At 38.1% G+C, this 15607-nt stretch carries 18 protein-coding genes; all 18 read right to left on the bottom strand.

What is annotated here, in order from left to right; genetic code table 11:
- Genes prwr041_RS09420 through prwr041_RS09340 form a run of 18 tightly spaced genes read right to left on the bottom strand, consistent with a single transcriptional unit; the run spans nt 1 to nt 15591 of the window.
- Nucleotides 1-828, bottom strand: a complete 828-nt coding sequence (locus prwr041_RS09420) for an alpha/beta hydrolase (RefSeq protein WP_207153545.1) — start codon at nt 826-828, stop codon at nt 1-3.
- Nucleotides 806-2332 (bottom strand): phytoene desaturase family protein, encoded by a 1527-nt coding sequence (locus tag prwr041_RS09415; protein WP_207153544.1) that lies wholly within the window; start codon nt 2330-2332, stop codon nt 806-808. Before prwr041_RS09415 ends, prwr041_RS09420 begins: the two co-directional genes overlap by 23 nt.
- A gap of 1 nt (nt 2333) precedes the next feature.
- Nucleotides 2334-3830 carry a phytoene desaturase family protein gene (locus prwr041_RS09410; protein ID WP_207153543.1) on the bottom strand — a complete coding sequence of 499 codons (1497 nt, stop codon included), beginning with the start codon at nt 3828-3830 and terminating at the stop codon, nt 2334-2336.
- Nucleotides 3827-7303 (bottom strand): 1-acyl-sn-glycerol-3-phosphate acyltransferase, encoded by a 3477-nt coding sequence (locus prwr041_RS09405; RefSeq protein WP_207153542.1) that lies wholly within the window; start codon nt 7301-7303, stop codon nt 3827-3829. Before prwr041_RS09405 ends, prwr041_RS09410 begins: the two co-directional genes overlap by 4 nt.
- Nucleotides 7297-8052 carry a glycosyltransferase family 2 protein gene (locus prwr041_RS09400; protein WP_207153541.1) on the bottom strand — a complete coding sequence of 252 codons (756 nt, stop codon included), beginning with the start codon at nt 8050-8052 and terminating at the stop codon, nt 7297-7299. The genes prwr041_RS09405 and prwr041_RS09400 overlap by 7 nt, the downstream gene beginning before the upstream one ends.
- Nucleotides 8052-8417, bottom strand: a complete 366-nt coding sequence (locus prwr041_RS09395) for a hotdog family protein (RefSeq protein ID WP_237072200.1) — start codon at nt 8415-8417, stop codon at nt 8052-8054. The genes prwr041_RS09400 and prwr041_RS09395 overlap by 1 nt, the downstream gene beginning before the upstream one ends.
- Complete coding sequence (locus tag prwr041_RS09390; RefSeq protein ID WP_207153540.1) at nt 8401-8892, bottom strand: hypothetical protein; 492 nt, start codon at nt 8890-8892, stop codon at nt 8401-8403. Before prwr041_RS09390 ends, prwr041_RS09395 begins: the two co-directional genes overlap by 17 nt.
- Nucleotides 8855-9493 carry an outer membrane lipoprotein carrier protein LolA gene (locus prwr041_RS09385; RefSeq protein WP_237072199.1) on the bottom strand — a complete coding sequence of 213 codons (639 nt, stop codon included), beginning with the start codon at nt 9491-9493 and terminating at the stop codon, nt 8855-8857. Before prwr041_RS09385 ends, prwr041_RS09390 begins: the two co-directional genes overlap by 38 nt.
- 22 nt (nt 9494-9515) lie before the next feature.
- On the bottom strand, nt 9516-9866 hold the full coding sequence (locus prwr041_RS09380) for an EamA family transporter (protein WP_207153539.1): 351 nt from the start codon (nt 9864-9866) through the stop codon (nt 9516-9518).
- Nucleotides 9863-10489 (bottom strand): beta-ketoacyl synthase chain length factor, encoded by a 627-nt coding sequence (locus tag prwr041_RS09375; protein WP_207153538.1) that lies wholly within the window; start codon nt 10487-10489, stop codon nt 9863-9865. Before prwr041_RS09375 ends, prwr041_RS09380 begins: the two co-directional genes overlap by 4 nt.
- Entirely contained in the window at nt 10479-11657 is a 1179-nt protein-coding gene (locus prwr041_RS09370) for a beta-ketoacyl-[acyl-carrier-protein] synthase family protein (RefSeq protein ID WP_207153537.1), read from the bottom strand. The genes prwr041_RS09375 and prwr041_RS09370 overlap by 11 nt, the downstream gene beginning before the upstream one ends.
- Complete coding sequence (locus tag prwr041_RS09365) at nt 11657-11914, bottom strand: phosphopantetheine-binding protein (protein WP_018462438.1); 258 nt, start codon at nt 11912-11914, stop codon at nt 11657-11659. Before prwr041_RS09365 ends, prwr041_RS09370 begins: the two co-directional genes overlap by 1 nt.
- A 1-nt stretch (nt 11915) precedes the next feature.
- Entirely contained in the window at nt 11916-12473 is a 558-nt protein-coding gene (locus tag prwr041_RS13650) for a hypothetical protein (RefSeq protein WP_237072198.1), read from the bottom strand.
- A gap of 2 nt (nt 12474-12475) precedes the next feature.
- A complete protein-coding gene (locus prwr041_RS09360; RefSeq protein WP_237072197.1) occupies nt 12476-13612 on the bottom strand; it encodes a beta-ketoacyl-[acyl-carrier-protein] synthase family protein in 1137 nt (378 codons plus the stop codon).
- Nucleotides 13609-14028, bottom strand: coding sequence for an acyl-CoA thioesterase (locus tag prwr041_RS09355; protein WP_207155641.1), 420 nt, complete (start codon nt 14026-14028; stop codon nt 13609-13611). The genes prwr041_RS09360 and prwr041_RS09355 overlap by 4 nt, the downstream gene beginning before the upstream one ends.
- Entirely contained in the window at nt 14025-14462 is a 438-nt protein-coding gene (locus tag prwr041_RS09350) for a pseudouridylate synthase (RefSeq protein WP_207153536.1), read from the bottom strand. Before prwr041_RS09350 ends, prwr041_RS09355 begins: the two co-directional genes overlap by 4 nt.
- The gene (locus prwr041_RS09345) at nt 14462-15343 is read right to left on the bottom strand and encodes a lysophospholipid acyltransferase family protein (protein WP_207153535.1); all 882 of its coding nucleotides are present in this window, start codon (nt 15341-15343) and stop codon (nt 14462-14464) included. The genes prwr041_RS09350 and prwr041_RS09345 overlap by 1 nt, the downstream gene beginning before the upstream one ends.
- A gap of 5 nt (nt 15344-15348) precedes the next feature.
- Nucleotides 15349-15591 carry an acyl carrier protein gene (locus prwr041_RS09340; protein WP_207153534.1) on the bottom strand — a complete coding sequence of 81 codons (243 nt, stop codon included), beginning with the start codon at nt 15589-15591 and terminating at the stop codon, nt 15349-15351.
- Between the last annotated feature and the right edge of the window lie 16 nt (nt 15592-15607).

The raw sequence follows: 15607 nt of genomic DNA, 5'->3' as shown, positions 1-15607 counted from the left end.
CTACTTTCTTATTTTGTCTATTCCCTTCATCCAAGTAAGGAAACGTTCTTTCCACGTAATAGCCTCAGCACTGGTTTTTGAGGCAGTAGTTCCAAATCCATGACCACCCGTCTTATATTGTATATAAAGATGCTGTTTATAATTGGCGGTAAGAGCACTATCCATCAACATAGCATTATGATAATTAACGATAGGATCATCCTTGCAGTTTGCGATAAAAACAGGGCACTGTATTAAGTCAGCATGCATCTCTACAGACAACGAGTCACATATAGTCTTATTGCGCCATCTGCGCTCGCCAAGCAATCCCCTCCGGCTTCGGCGATGTACAAATTCATCACGTGAAAAAGTGATAACAGGATATAGTGATGCTACGAAATCAGGCTTATAGCATGGTCGCAGATATTCTGCAGCGCAAAGGACAAGATGCCCTCCAGCCGAGAAGCCCATCATTCCGACCCTATTATATCCCTTACTTCTCACTAACTTCATTGCCTTTTCCACAGCTTGAATCTGGTCAGGATACTGATGCCCCCGAAAGACCAATCTACTGTGCCATGCAAAGCCCGCCCAACCAGCAGTAGGATAATAAAGCACATAAGCAGCTATACCATTCGCATTTAGCCATTTAGCGACCTCACTTCCCTCATACTTCTTGCTAAGCCAACAATAGCTTCCACCAGGACATACGATAACGGCAGTAGAAGTTTTGCATGTAGGTTGGTATTCAACAAGACTGCTGAAACCGTCAATCCTATTCTGAGCTTTTAACGGACAGGCAATAAGCAAAAGTAAGAATATTATTTTAAACACACGCATTATATTCATTGATTTTATTCAATATAACATTATGCCCCACGATAGCTTCTGCTGTATTAACAGCAGTAAGTGGTACGCCACAGAATCCATGCAGGTTTATATTCTGACCTGTCATAAAAAGATTTCTAACCTTTGTATATATCGACACCTGTGACTGGGCAATATTGTTGCAGTCCTTGAACATACCATAAAGAGCACCTTCTGGTTCATCATAATAATCCCTTATGGTTAAAGGAGACGAACCGAACATATACTCCACCTTATCACTAAATCCAGGATAAAGGATTTCCATTCGGTCGAGTATCTTATTGATATGCCATTGTTTCCATTCATCATATTCTTTACCTCTTTTACCAGTAGAAGTACCACTCCATCGTTCCACAACACGATACGGCATAATGGCATTGACAACCATTTTAACAGCATACTTACCTTGATTCTTTTCACAAGGTGTCATATACATGAAACCACGAGGCCAGTCTTCGACATCGTAATCAGCGTAGTTCCACACCTTACCATAATCCTGCTGACAATAGCATGTATGGTTTATAAAAGGAAAACTATCTGGCTTGAAAATGAAATAAGCACAGAAAGAAGAATAACTATTTGGAGCTTCGGCAATTCTATCTCTGAAAGCTTTGGAAAAAGCCTTACTATCCGTCATCTTCAACATTTCAAACGGATGTATTGCCGAAATATAATAATCAGATGAATATACGTTTCCTTTCTGAGTATGAAGAGCTGTAATCATTTTGTCGACAATATCAATATTAACGACCTTATCACCGCCTATAACTGCACCACCATTCTGACGTATTATATCGGCAAGGGCATCTGCCATTTGCTGACTATTAACAGCAAACCTGCTAGGTCCATCAATATATAGCACGTTGATAAGTGCATGAATATAAGTTGGAGTTTTACCCTTAACACCACCAAACATAGGATTCATATAACTCAACAAATCTCTAAGTTTAGGATCCTTTATGTAATGAGCAACAAACTCATCTGCAGGCCACATAAACTCTTCGGAATGTGTGTATACATGTTCATTATTAGGGCGAAGATAAAAAAAGTCAATCTCATCAACCATTTTATAAATGGCATCAACATAAGCATGTATATTGTCTCGCTCGGAAGGAAACTGCGAAGCAAAATATTCAGCGAAAGCCTCACGTCCTTCAGGCACACGATAAGTTTTCCCGTCAGAAAAATATGTTATCTGGTCCATGCAGTCATGATCGGTATCGCGAATATCCATCTTATCATAAATTCCCAGATAACGGCATATCTTATTTAATGCTCCGCCTTCACGCATTCCACCAAGCAAATGCATACCAGTCTCAAAACTTACGCCATGACGATTAAAAGTCTGCAAGCCACCACCTATAACCTTGTTTTTCTCTAACACCGTGACACGGTAGCCCTCCTTACTAAGGAAAGCAGCGACGAACAAGCCACCAAGTCCACCACCAATAACGGTTACTGTATTTTGGATATTATCGTTTTTCATCTTATTCTATAGATTCAGTCATTTGTCTTATTATCTCTTCAGAACTTATCAACTCACCACAAGTAACAACAGTACCTACAAGTACTCCCAATATTCCATGACTGTTTACATTCTGTCCTGTAAGTAACAAATTAGGTATCTTTGTGCGATGATGAACTCTTGCAGCAGGACCTAGAGTTATGTCTCTAGCTATGCCATACATTCCTCCAGCCTCAGTTCCCGTGTAATCTCGATATGTAAGCGGAGTACTCGTATAATATGTCTCAATACTATCACGCAAACAAGGAAACTCTTTTTCAACACTCGCTATAAGCTTTTCAGCTTTCAACTTCTTAAACTGCTCGTAATCTTGACCACGATGTCCGACGGAAGTTCCTTCCCATTTAAGAACATCATCATACTGCATGTAGGATATGATAAGTCCACTCTTAGCATATTCATGGTTAGCTGTATTACAAAAGTGCATATACAAATATCCCTTTGGCCAATCGTTATCAGAATATTTTTCACAGTCCCATGGAGATTTTCCAGCATAACCATAGAAATTACTATTCATATAATGCTGAACTTTATCCTTGAATTTAATATAAACGGTAAAGCAGCCAACAGTATTCGGCAAAGTCTTTATTCTTTTTCTATAAGCATTGCGCAACAGTGGCGAATCAGTAAGTTCTATTGTACGAGCAGGATGAAGATCAGAGATAAACACATCGGCATCATATCGTGTTGCATCATCAGTAACGGCAGCAACAGCATGACTGTCATCACACTCTATTTTTACGACATTCTGACGAGTGAGTACCTTTCCTCCATACCTTTCTATCGTATGAACAAGAGACTTGGCGATGTGATCGCTACCTCCAACAATTCTGAAGGCACTCTTGTTATAGAAATCAGCAACAAAAGCATGAGTTGAGAAAGAAGTTTTTCCCTTCTCAGCAGCATAAAGCGGAAGATTCCCGACAAGGACATTGCGAAGTTCGTCATTATGAATAGTCTCATTGAGTACATCATCTATGCTACGAAGAAGATATTCATTATTTATCGCTTCATCTGTCTGAGTGTGTTGAAGGCTATGCAATGAAGACGCAGCAGAAACCTTATCAATGATATCGCAATATGCATTGAGATCATCTTCTGAATCCGGAAAATACTCAAGCATCTGCTTGATGAAATTATAACGTCCATTGGCAAAGCGATATTTCTTTCCTGCAAAAGACACAACATCATATCCCGTTTCATCAAGTCGACTCAACTCGACATCACGGTCGATTTCAAGATACTTAAACATGGCATCCATAGTCTGTCCTTTGTCGGCACTTCCTATGAAATGCATTCCTGTCTCGAACTTAACTCCGTCACGACAGAAACATTGCAGGCATCCACCTATCTGGAAATGCTTTTCAAGCACAGTCACATCATATCCGTTCTTGGCAAGGATGACTCCACTTGAAAGACCACCTAAACCGCTTCCTATTATAACACACTTCTTTGTCATCTATCCTTATGATATATATTTAGATTTTGTGGTAGGTACGCCATATTCTTTACAACGACATAGTCATCCTCATTATCAACATACGCATTCACAGATGTACTAGGATGGACGAGTGCATAGAGATAAGGAAGTTCACACAATCCGGCATTATGGAATGCACGTTCAGCAAGACCTTTCTCGCTATCTGCGTCAATAACAGATGAATAACTGTCGTTTGACTTTATGTTTCTTTTACATCTACGCTCTATTTCAAGTCCCTTGTATCTATACTGAGACTTAACAAAATTGACATAATATGCAGCGTCCTCGTTTTCGGCACATATTTTTGCATATTCATCAACATAGAGTTTATGAATGTTATGAGTCAATTCACGATATCCAGTTCCCATAGAAGTATCATCTGAAGATATACGTTGCAATATTCTGACACTCATTGTTCCTTCTCTCAGCATGAAATCTGTCTTTGGAAGTACATGATCCTGTCCATGCATGACAACAGGAACGATATCTGCATGAAGAAGTTCGGCTAGATAGAAAGCTCCCTTATGGAAACGATGCAAACGATGGTCTACTGACCTTGTACCTTCTGGGAATATACAAATAGAATAGCCACGACTGTAAAGAGACCTTAAGTCATCAATATGTGCATCAAGTCCGTCGGATGCAGGTAAAAATTCTGCTTGATGTATCACTGAACCGTAAAAATGATTATTCCAAGCCCATTTATTGGTAATAAATATCATCTTAGGGCATAACGTCATAAGGCATAGCGTGTCGAGATGGCTTAAATGATTACTTATTATCACAGCTGGTTTATCAAACTTCTCACCAACAAGGTTATTAAATTTGAACTTCACTCCAGGAATCTTGTTGACTATAATATTTGCCATATTATACAAGAGTTTATGATAGCGCAGTTTCTTCTTTTCCGTATTCCTACCTATGTGGAAATAAAACCATGTAAATGGTAAAAGGAAGAAATACATAATAGCAAGGAAGAAAAGCATAGAACCTAGAGAATAAGCAAAACGCCTTAATGTAAGCGGAACTTTACGTATATTTCCATTCTTAACGGTAAGCAGACGGAACACCAAAGGAGGTAGATAATATGCCATAACAACAACCGTAAACATGCCTATTATGGTGACAGTAGCCAAAGAGCGCAAAGCTGGATGACGAGCAATGACAAGACTACCAATACCTATAAACATGAGAATAGATGAAATAGCCACACTACGCTTGTAAGAAGCAAGTCGTTTCTTACCTGTAGCATATTCATACATCAGCCCCTCGGTGATAAAGATCGTATAATCGTCACCCTGTCCAAATATGAACGTTGCAAGAATGATGTTGACAATATTAAACTGAACACCGAAAACATGCATTATTCCCAATATCCACACCCAGCTAACGGCTAATGGAAGAAATGACATCAACGAGAGTTCTATCTTTCCAAATGAAAGCCAGAGGAAGAAGAATACCACAAAACCACAGACAAATCCTATATAGTTGAATGAATTATTTAATAGTATTACCAATTGATTCCCTATGTCTTTTGAAGAAAAGGCATAACAATTCGTTGAATTTATCTTTTGCCTTATCTTCGTGGTATCGCTTACAGAAGTGAGATAGTTAACGATCTTGCAGTTATGATTATCATTCAAGATGAAAGTTCCATTGAGCAAATTAATTATCGGATTAAAATAAGTGATATTCTTAACGTGATGATCAGCATTCATCATGTCATAGAAAGGCGTAAATGCGCCTGATGAATAGCCTTGTAAAGCGGCTTCTTTCTTTATCTTAGCAACAAGAGCTTTTCCCTTTCCATGCTGCCAGTAGTTGTTCCATCTTGTTAAAGCCTCACGCTGCATCATCTCTGATGGAACGAAATTTCCTATTCCACTCATCTTACAACCTGTCCCCTGAACAACTTTACCAATATGTTCATTCGCATTAAGAGCCTCATCAAGATTTCTGCCTTCGGCAACTGCATATAATGGAGCCTCGGTTTGCATACCAGAAAGCATTTTCATATCTCGCTTCTGGTCAGCAGTCATGTAATTGATATGACTTAAATCACTATCAAAAGAGGTTTGAAGGGAATAATATCCGAGTATCAGAGTTATAATCACAACAACGGGAAATACATATCTGCGGATAGCACCTGTATTAATATAGTTTTCAACCTTTTCAATCAGTTTACCTACAATGCTAACAGAATCATTATGATCATTTTTCTTGCTTTGTTTAGCATATAAAGGAAGGAATACAAGCACAAACAAGATTGTGCCCACAAGCATTAGTGAACCGAAGACACCAAGGTCTCTCATCGCCTGAGCATCAAGCCAAATAAGACACAGAAAAGCAGCAACAGTAGTTATGTTACCTATCAACAAAGGAGGAATCATCTCCTTTAGCGCAGCCCTTCGGTCATGAACTTCACGTATGTGATCAAGAAAATGTAACGGATAATTAACAGCAATACCTATTATCACCGACCCGATACCGAGTACAATTATCGACACTTCATCATTGAACAAAGCCATTCCAGCTATTGCAAACAACCAACCGAAAGCTAACGATATTCCTATCCAGATTATGTCACTGATCTTTCTATAATGCAACCATAATATCAACAGTATCAATACGGAAGCAATAGACACGGCAAGTAATGAATCCGATTTAATCTGATTGGCATTGCTGACAGCAATCAAAGGTGCGCCAATAGCACTTATATGAATATTAGGATACTGCTTCTGAGTTTTTGCAATGGCTCGGTCAAGCATATCCGCGATATAGCCATTCTCATGTGTCTCACTAGAACCATATTTACTGTTCATCGTGATTATAGACATTTTCTCGTCTTCGAAAAACAGATAACCATCTATTACCTGAAATCTACTGTTAAGTTGGAAGTTTTGCAATCTCTTTAAAACAGGAGAAAACAGATGAACAGGATCATATTTCATGTTCTGCAAAGCCATCCCTGCTGTAGGCAGCATTAGCAGCTTTTTATTTTCAGACAGTTGATCTTTAACGTAATTATCATCACTAAGAAGCGAATCAATATGCTGATAGTCAGATTTCGTGAGGAAATAAGGATAATTCTGTCCGACAAACTGAATTATATCAAATATCTTTGTCTCGTTGACGCTCACCTGTAAATTATCAATCAACTTACTGTGGCTAATCTCTCCACCAAGCGTTTCCATTGCAGCTTCAAGACTATCAGTATCAACAGGACGTGTTGAATCCTTTGCCGTGAACATCACTGCAATTCTATTTTGCAAAGCAATGCGCTGATACACATCCTGATACTTCTCGTTCTGTGCGTTATGCGGAAGGAACTTTGCTATGTCCTCTTCATAATGGATGCCCGTTGCAAGAATAATTGCAACGACGCAGAATATAAATAGTATAAGTGATGCTACAACCTTATTCTTTGATAATATATCGTATATTTTCAACATTTTAACCACTTATATATAAGTTTAGGTAAATAATAAAACAAAGCTCCCATGCACAACATTGTATTTAGGATGCTTATCCTGAAAAAATCATACCCAGGACGGAAATGCGTCACACGTTCTTCAGGAGAAGGGTAATACACACGTACACCAACCTGACGTATATCAATGTCATGCCAAGCTGAGAACACCAATAATTCCAATTCAGCTTCATATCGCGACGTGAATATCCAAGATTTTTTAATGCGACTGATTGGATAAAGACGGTAGCCACTTTGTGTATCGTCCAACTTAACCAATGTCTGCACAGTAAACCAGAAATTAGAAAACTTATTTGCAAACGTATTGCCACTAGGCATATTATCTTCACATAGATTTCTCACTCCTATTATCAGTGATCCCGGATGTTCACGATAAGCATCAATAAAAAGAGGTATGTCTTCGGGGAAATGCTGTCCGTCTGAATCTATCGTAACAGCATTAAGAAATCCCATACTCAATGCTTTTTTAAATCCACATTTAAGAGCATATCCCTTTCCACGATTATGATTATATTCCACTACCGTCAATGGGAAAGCGATATTCTGCAATATGCGATGTGTGTCATCATCACTACCATCATTAACGACTATGATATTCTGAGTTACTTTGTATATGCGCGACAACACGTCGGCTATGGTTCCCGAATTATTATATGTAGGAACTATAACGCATATCCTCTCACGGTTCATAAACTCAGCTGTATCGTACATCACAGGCAATTATAAATTATTGAGAATTTTGTATATATCTTATTATCGTCTGCTATCACTCCCTTTATCTTAAGCATTTTACAGTCTTCTTCAATTCTATCAATACTTACACAGACAGAAGGACTGTCAACAGGAGATATCGGACTTACAAACTTCAAGTTTTTGACCATAGATAGTCGAAGAGATTTCTTTATAATCAGTTCGGCTATCTCACTGATTATCTTTATGATGCAGACACCTGGAGTGATTGGATTTCCTGGGAAATGAGCATGATATATTATATGATCAGCATTAAACTCTATATGAGCTTTCCTGCCGTCATCACTCCATGCCTTTATGGAATACATATCATTGATCAGCTTCATTATCGTTACCTTTTAATTGCTCCAAAGTGTATGTTATGTTGTACTTCTTATTTTCAAGTATCACGCTATCGTCAGCACGTTTTATCACCCTATTATGGTTTTCCTTTTCTAAGTCATCTTCTGTGGCAGAAAAAAGGTATTCAAGGTCTGACTTCAATACTTTCCTTATATACCATTTGTCGAGGAATGAGATAACATTTACCAATTCAACCTTACGTCTGTCTTCACTGATACAGAAATTCAAAGCACTGATACCAAACTCATTCATTAGAGCGCATTTAATGACTCCGGTAGAATCACATTTCATTATGAGTATTCCACTTACATCAGCATCCTTTACACCAATGCTCATCTTATATTCCTGTCTGCCAATACTATCTGTACAGCCAAGAATATAATGCTTCTGTGCTTGTAATGAAACACAAAACAGCAGCAGACTACTTAACAAAAAATATCTGATCTGGAATATTTTCATTTGTACGTACACCTGAAAGGGTTATTACTGTAGCATCACCAGAAGTCTCAGTCATCACAACCTTTGACACCATATTGTGACGACTATTGAAATGAAGTTGAACTGTGCGAAACATCTTCTTCATCTGTGCTTTCTTTGGGGTGAGCACAGCTATCCAATCATTACCATCAACATACATCTGAGTATTAAAGTCATTATTTTCTTTAAGACTCTTTCCTGTAATGCTATTGATCATTATCTGCGCAATGCTTTTGAAAAGTTGGCTAGTTCTTATGTCTATGACCTGACTTTTAGCACCAGACTTAATGTAAACCTTTCCACCATTGATAGCGAATGTATATCTGTAAGGCGAATTATACTCCCAGCGAAGCTTACCTTGATTGCTGTAATACATCCGACCATAAGACTTAACATTCTCGTTGAGGAAAGAAACAGACTTAACTTGCGAGAAGTTACTTTGTATTGTCTTTATACTTGCAGCCGTAGCATTTATGATGCTTATCATTTTTGCCTGTTGAGCACCGCTCACCTTCTGCATTCTTTGTGCTGAAACGCTTAACGCCGAATACAGCAACACGATAAAAAACAGTAACTTTTTCATATTCTTTATTTTTTTATTCTCTTTATTTTGCCACAAGTACACAACCAGCCATAATAAGTAATACGCCTGCCCAACGTGTATATGGAATTGATTCATGAAAGAATATCACAGCCGCAAACATTCCTAATATATAACTTAGCGATATCATTGGGTATGCCATTGAAAAAGGAAAGTTCTTTATGATATACATCCATAGTATTGTTGCTACACCATAGCATACACCACATCCCAACCAATACATATTGGCGAGTTGATCGAAGATGAAAGACAATGACATGTGAAAGTCGCCCATCTTACGCAGGGCAAACTTAAGAAACACCTGTCCTCCACACAACAACATGCTTTGCAATATAGATAATATTATCAGTCTCATATCTTTGAGTATATTATTTCTGCTGTATCACCCTTTATACGGTCATGACTTATCCTGATATCCTTTATCATCTTATAGGCTTTATCTGTTTTTTCAGAAGAAAGCACCACTGCATAAGAGCGATCCTTAACATCAGACTTTAATCCAACCTTATTAGCCTTTAAACGAATATCTTGAGTAATCTCATCGTTTACACAAACCAAAGCAGTCTTTATTTTTCCAAGTTTTATCTGCATATAGGCATCAAGCATTCCACTCTCAAATGAAATATTCTTATGAGAATACGTACAGTTATATCCATGATTATGGGTATACATTCCAATGAGAGATGCTATTGTGTTATGAGTAGACTGCATGAAGTTTGTGGGCATACTCACTGATTCTCCTTCAACAGATAATGCGGTAAGAAGTCTCTCTGAATTTTCTACACATCCCAAAGCAGTACCATTTATAATTGCATCTGGCTGTTCTATTCCACTTATCTTTATGGCTTTCATTGCAGAAACCAATGCACGTTTAAGAAGTCTGCCGTATCTACGCGTCTTTATTGGATTAAGATATTCCCGATATTCTGCTTCAGAAACATTATCCACTTCGGCTATAACATACACATTATTCTCCATATCGTGAAATTATTATAGATGAATCGTTGCCACCAAATCCGAAAGAATTACACATCACATTGTCTATCCTTCCAAAAGGACCAATTACATAAGGCGTTACACAACTATCGTCAGCTTTCGACCATCCGATATTTGCAGGAACAAATTGATGCTGCAACGAGAGAATGGAATAAATTGCCTCTATACTTCCAGAAGCACTCGTCGTATGACCAGTGTACATCTTTGTAGATGACACTTTGGGCATTTTATTTTCAAACACTCGCATAAGCGCAGTGCTCTCACATGCATCATTATTAGGAGTACCTGTTCCATGAGCATTTACATATTGTATATCAGTAACTTGAATATCAGCTTCAGCAATAGCTTTTGACATGGCAAGGAAAGCACCCTCTCCGTTTTCTGATGATGCAGTCTGGTGAAAGGCATCGCATGCGTTACCAGTTCCTTTGAGTTCCGCCAACACATTGGCTCCACGTCTCTTTGCGCTATCCTCGGATTCGATAACTATAAAACCAGCACCTTCACCAAGGTTTAGTCCTGCTCGGTCTGCATCGAAAGGACGGCAGATTGACTGATCCAATATCATCAACGACTTGAAACCATTAAGATGGAAGCGACTTAGGCTCTCTGTTCCACCAACAACGACAATATTTTTCAGTCCAGATTCTATCATTTCTGCACCAACTATTATAGCATTCAAAGCTGATGAGCATGCCGTGGAGATTGTTGTGGCAAAGTCAAAATTACCAAAATAATCAGCAATACGGTCCGTGCCTGATCCACAGTCATGATTTTCAAGTATATCTGCACTAAGATTGTCGGGATAAAACTTTTCCGTTCTATCCATTCCTCCAACGGTTGTACCTGATATCAAAGCTAAATGCTCAGTATCTTTCAATCCGGCAGATTGCAAAGCCTCACTAACGGCTAGCATACCAAGCAGATCTGTACGACTCTCCTTATCAGTATAAGGAATGTTGAGCAACAAGCACATCTCCTCATTACTAAGTTTAACCTCACCAACGGGAAACTCAATATGCTCAGTATCAAGATATTTGACCTTACAGATGCCTGACTCGCCTTTTCTAAGCGAATCATAGTTTTCAACAACATTATTACCTATTGCTGAAACGACACCCATACCAGTTATCAATATCCTTTTATTCATTACTTATTTCTATTCTTCTCTACGTAATCAGCCATGACATTGACTGACTTGAATATGTTTTTTCCTTCCTTAGGATCACTGATTTTTATACCATAGTTTTTCTCTAGTAATACGATAAGTTCTAACGCATCAATAGAATCAAGTCCAAGACCATCCTCACCAAACAAAGGAGCATCGTCTTCAAGATCTGTAACTACTATATCCTCTAGGTTTAGAGCATCAATAATTTTTCCTTTCAGTTCTTCTTTCAGTTCCATATCATTTTTCTATTATGTAGATTTCTGCATTAAATTCTGCTTCACTTTCTGCTTCTAGCCAACCAGTAACAACACTAGTCGTCATATTGTCTGTAAACACTCCGTCGATGATGTTTTCAAAAACATCTTCATCACGTTTTTCTATAACGATGAAATTAGTCTCACCGTAGTATTTATTTCTTATTGCAATCTCGCCTGTGACGATGTTAGGTAATGTATAGACAAACACTGCCGGACTTGGATAAAAATTTCCACGATTGCTGATATTGCTTTCAAAAGATTTATCAGCATGCAATGACGAACTTCTGTTGAAAAACACCACAGCTCTGTTCTCGCATGGTTCAAATCTTACTTTTCCTTCTGTCTGCAAAAGTAATTCTGTAGCAATGAACCCCAACTTGCAAAGAATGTCCATCTTGAAGTATTTTGGATAGTCATTCACATATTTTCGATACAATTCAGTAAGTATACTGCTCCCCGAACATGTAACGTCAAGCGGTTTCCCATCTAAGACTACATCTGTTGTAGTTATCGTTATTTTATGAACAGCTTTTTTCATATTCATCTTCTATTAAAAAGCATTGCAGCATTGCACCCTCCAAAGCCAGAAAGCAATTTGATAAATGTCTTCTTGTTGGTATGGCGAATCTTATTACTTATGTTCACAGGATGCGTTACTCCTATTTCATCAAAACCTCTTGTGGCTAGTATCAGTCCGTCATCAAGAGCCTTCATAGACAAGATACTTTCAAGAACTCCGGCTGCTCCCATTGTGTGACCATAATAACCTTTATATCCGTTTATCGGTGTATCAGAAAGTCCTGCACGTGATATAGCTATGCTTTCCATTTCATCATTATAGACTGTTGCCGTACCATGTACGTTGACAACTGCTATATCATTAGACACAACCTCATCTGTCATCACATATTTCAAGGCACGAAAACATCCCTCACCCGTCCTTGAAGGACCAGATATGTGATTAGCATCATTTCTTATAGCTCCTTTCACAGCTTGCCAACCGTCAATCAAATTATCACAGTGCTGATATATAATAGTTGCAGCAGCCTCACCAAGATTCAGTCCATTCCTATTTTTACTGAACGGTCGACAAAGTTCGGAAGAAAGAGCTCTAAATGATAGGAAACCACTAACTATAAACGGACTCTGTTCATCTGCGCCTATGACAATAGCATTATCATATTTGCCACTCTCAAGGCATCGTTTTGCTACAATCTGCGCACACAAACCAGAAATACAGGCATTTGATACAACTACAGGTATATTGGTGTTACCGAAATGATGCGAAATAACATTCGCCATAACTCCTAGCAACACACGGTCATCATCGACACCACATAGATTTCTTTCGAGCAAAGATACGTTTCCCTTTGTGGTTGACAATATGAATATGGTCCTTTCAGAAGAAGCGTCAATACCACTTTCTTCAATAGCCTTGGTTGCTGATAGCAAAACCATCTTTTCAAATCGTGTATATATTTTGTCTGTATGAATTTTAGAGGAAAACCAGTCTTCAATCAGACCTTCTTGAAAAAGAGAAGCCACAAAAGGTTCTGGAAGTTTCCATTTGCCTTCATATCTTTTAAGGCATGATTTCCCTTCGCATACAGCCTTATAGTTGTCTGCGGTAGTAAAACCTAACGGTGATGTAATATTATCAGCTATTTTTTTTATCATTTACTTAGCCATTTCGTTTTCCATTCTTGATAGAATAACGGATTTTCCCACATCAAGTTGTATTCTTTGTCAAGAAATACCTGTACGGTATGTCCTGTAACAAGTAGTTCATCCGTCTCAGTATCATATATTTCATAATCAAACACCATTTTAGCCGCCTCTGTAGGACGGTATATGATGTCGATTCTTGGTTTCATTCCATATCTCATCGGCTTACGGTAATGAATATTCATATCCACCAAAGGCGCAAAACATCCATTGCCGTATATCGTCATATATTCCAGACTATATTTACGTCCAAACTCCTCACGTGCATCTTCGAGATACAAAGGATAAGAACCATGCCATACAAACTGCATGGAATCAACTTCACTGAATCTTATTTCAAACTCTTTAGATGCCTTTAATTCCATTATTGTAATTTTACATCGTTTGCCATTGCAATTTTCATTTCAGCTGTAGCAATGATTCTGTCACAGCATTTCACAGTGGCATTGACTAATGTTATCTCCATTACCTGTTCTGTAACGTATATTGTGGTATCAAGAACATCACCAACTTTCGGGGTTTCAGAAAACGCCAAATTCTTTATTCCACCAATGAAACCTATCTGTATTCCACGCTTCAGGATATATTTATTTATATACCCTAAACGTGCAGCACATGTCTGAGCAATATTCTCAGCTATGGCACATTCGTTTAGAACTCCATCTTCAACAAATATATTATCTTTTCTGATGGTAAACTTCGTTGACGTTTTCTTCTCGTCAAAGTAAGTCAAGGTATCTACCATCACAAAAGGTTCCTGCTGAGGTAAAAGTTCGTGTATGTCAATCTTTTCAAGTTCCATCAATTCCAGAATTCAAAATAGTTAAACCATTGTGTTGGATATTCATTCATAACATTCTCGAGATTGTTTGCGTATTGGTATGCTAGATTTTCGGCACGTTGTTTTATATTACCTTCCGTCTGTTGCAACTGCTTTATGTGTATGCGATATTTTTTATAACCAGTCTTCATTACATTTATCGCCAAAACTGCAACTTCACGTTGTGCGGCAACAGCAAACGGACCTACAGGAAACTTTGCTTTGTATCCTAGGAAATCTATATTATAATGACGACTACTACCAAATATTCTATCTGCAGGCAAACTGAGTATTTCTCCGTTTGCAAGAGCATTACTCATCTCAAACAGATGGCTCATGTCTTTCTTTATAACTATCATGTGGCGGTTCTTGGTTTCAAACATCTTACGCCTATTATCCATCACTGTTTCAGCTTCTCCAGAATAGACAAGAGCATTAAAACGTTTTGACTCAGCTTCTAAAGTATAACCTGCCACTTCATAATTTCCTATGTGGGCACTTAGTATCACAAAGCCATCTTTTGAGTCTACAAGATTATGATATAAGTCCCAGTCCTCCACTTCAATATTCAGTTTACCTCCTGAATACGTATAAAAGCGATCAAGGATTATTCCCGCAAACATGCAATGATTCATATATGTATGCCAAAAGGCAAGCGCCATATTCTCGTTTCTGCGCATTACGAAGAAATGATATATGGCGATATATCCCTTATGAGAAAACAACATGCAGAAAGGAATCACAAAGATGCAGACAAATAAATACACTCCTCTATATGGAAGATTATGCATCATCCATATCAGACTTCGGTGCATCCATTTTGTGCCACTAGTCCTACCCGTCCATTCCTTTTCTACACTCATCTTTTCTAAGCAACTTTTGACTGTATATAGTCGCAGAAATCATTCAAAGTCTTAACACCTGCCATCTCTTCAGGCTTGATTTTAAAACCGAACTTTTTCTCTACTATAACAACGATATCCACGAAGTCAAGACTGTCTATACCTAAGTCGTCTTTAAGTAATGCTTCTGGAGCAATCTTCTCTTCTTCAACCTCCAGGTCATCAATAAGGAACTCTCTAACTTTTTCTTCAATTTCGTTTCTTTCCATAAAATATTGTTTGTTT

The organism is Prevotella herbatica (assembly GCF_017347605.1).
GTDB classification, from domain to species: Bacteria; Bacteroidota; Bacteroidia; order Bacteroidales; family Bacteroidaceae; genus Prevotella; species Prevotella herbatica.
Note: the sequence above shows the minus strand (reverse complement) of the source record. Positions and strands in the feature narration are given on the sequence as shown.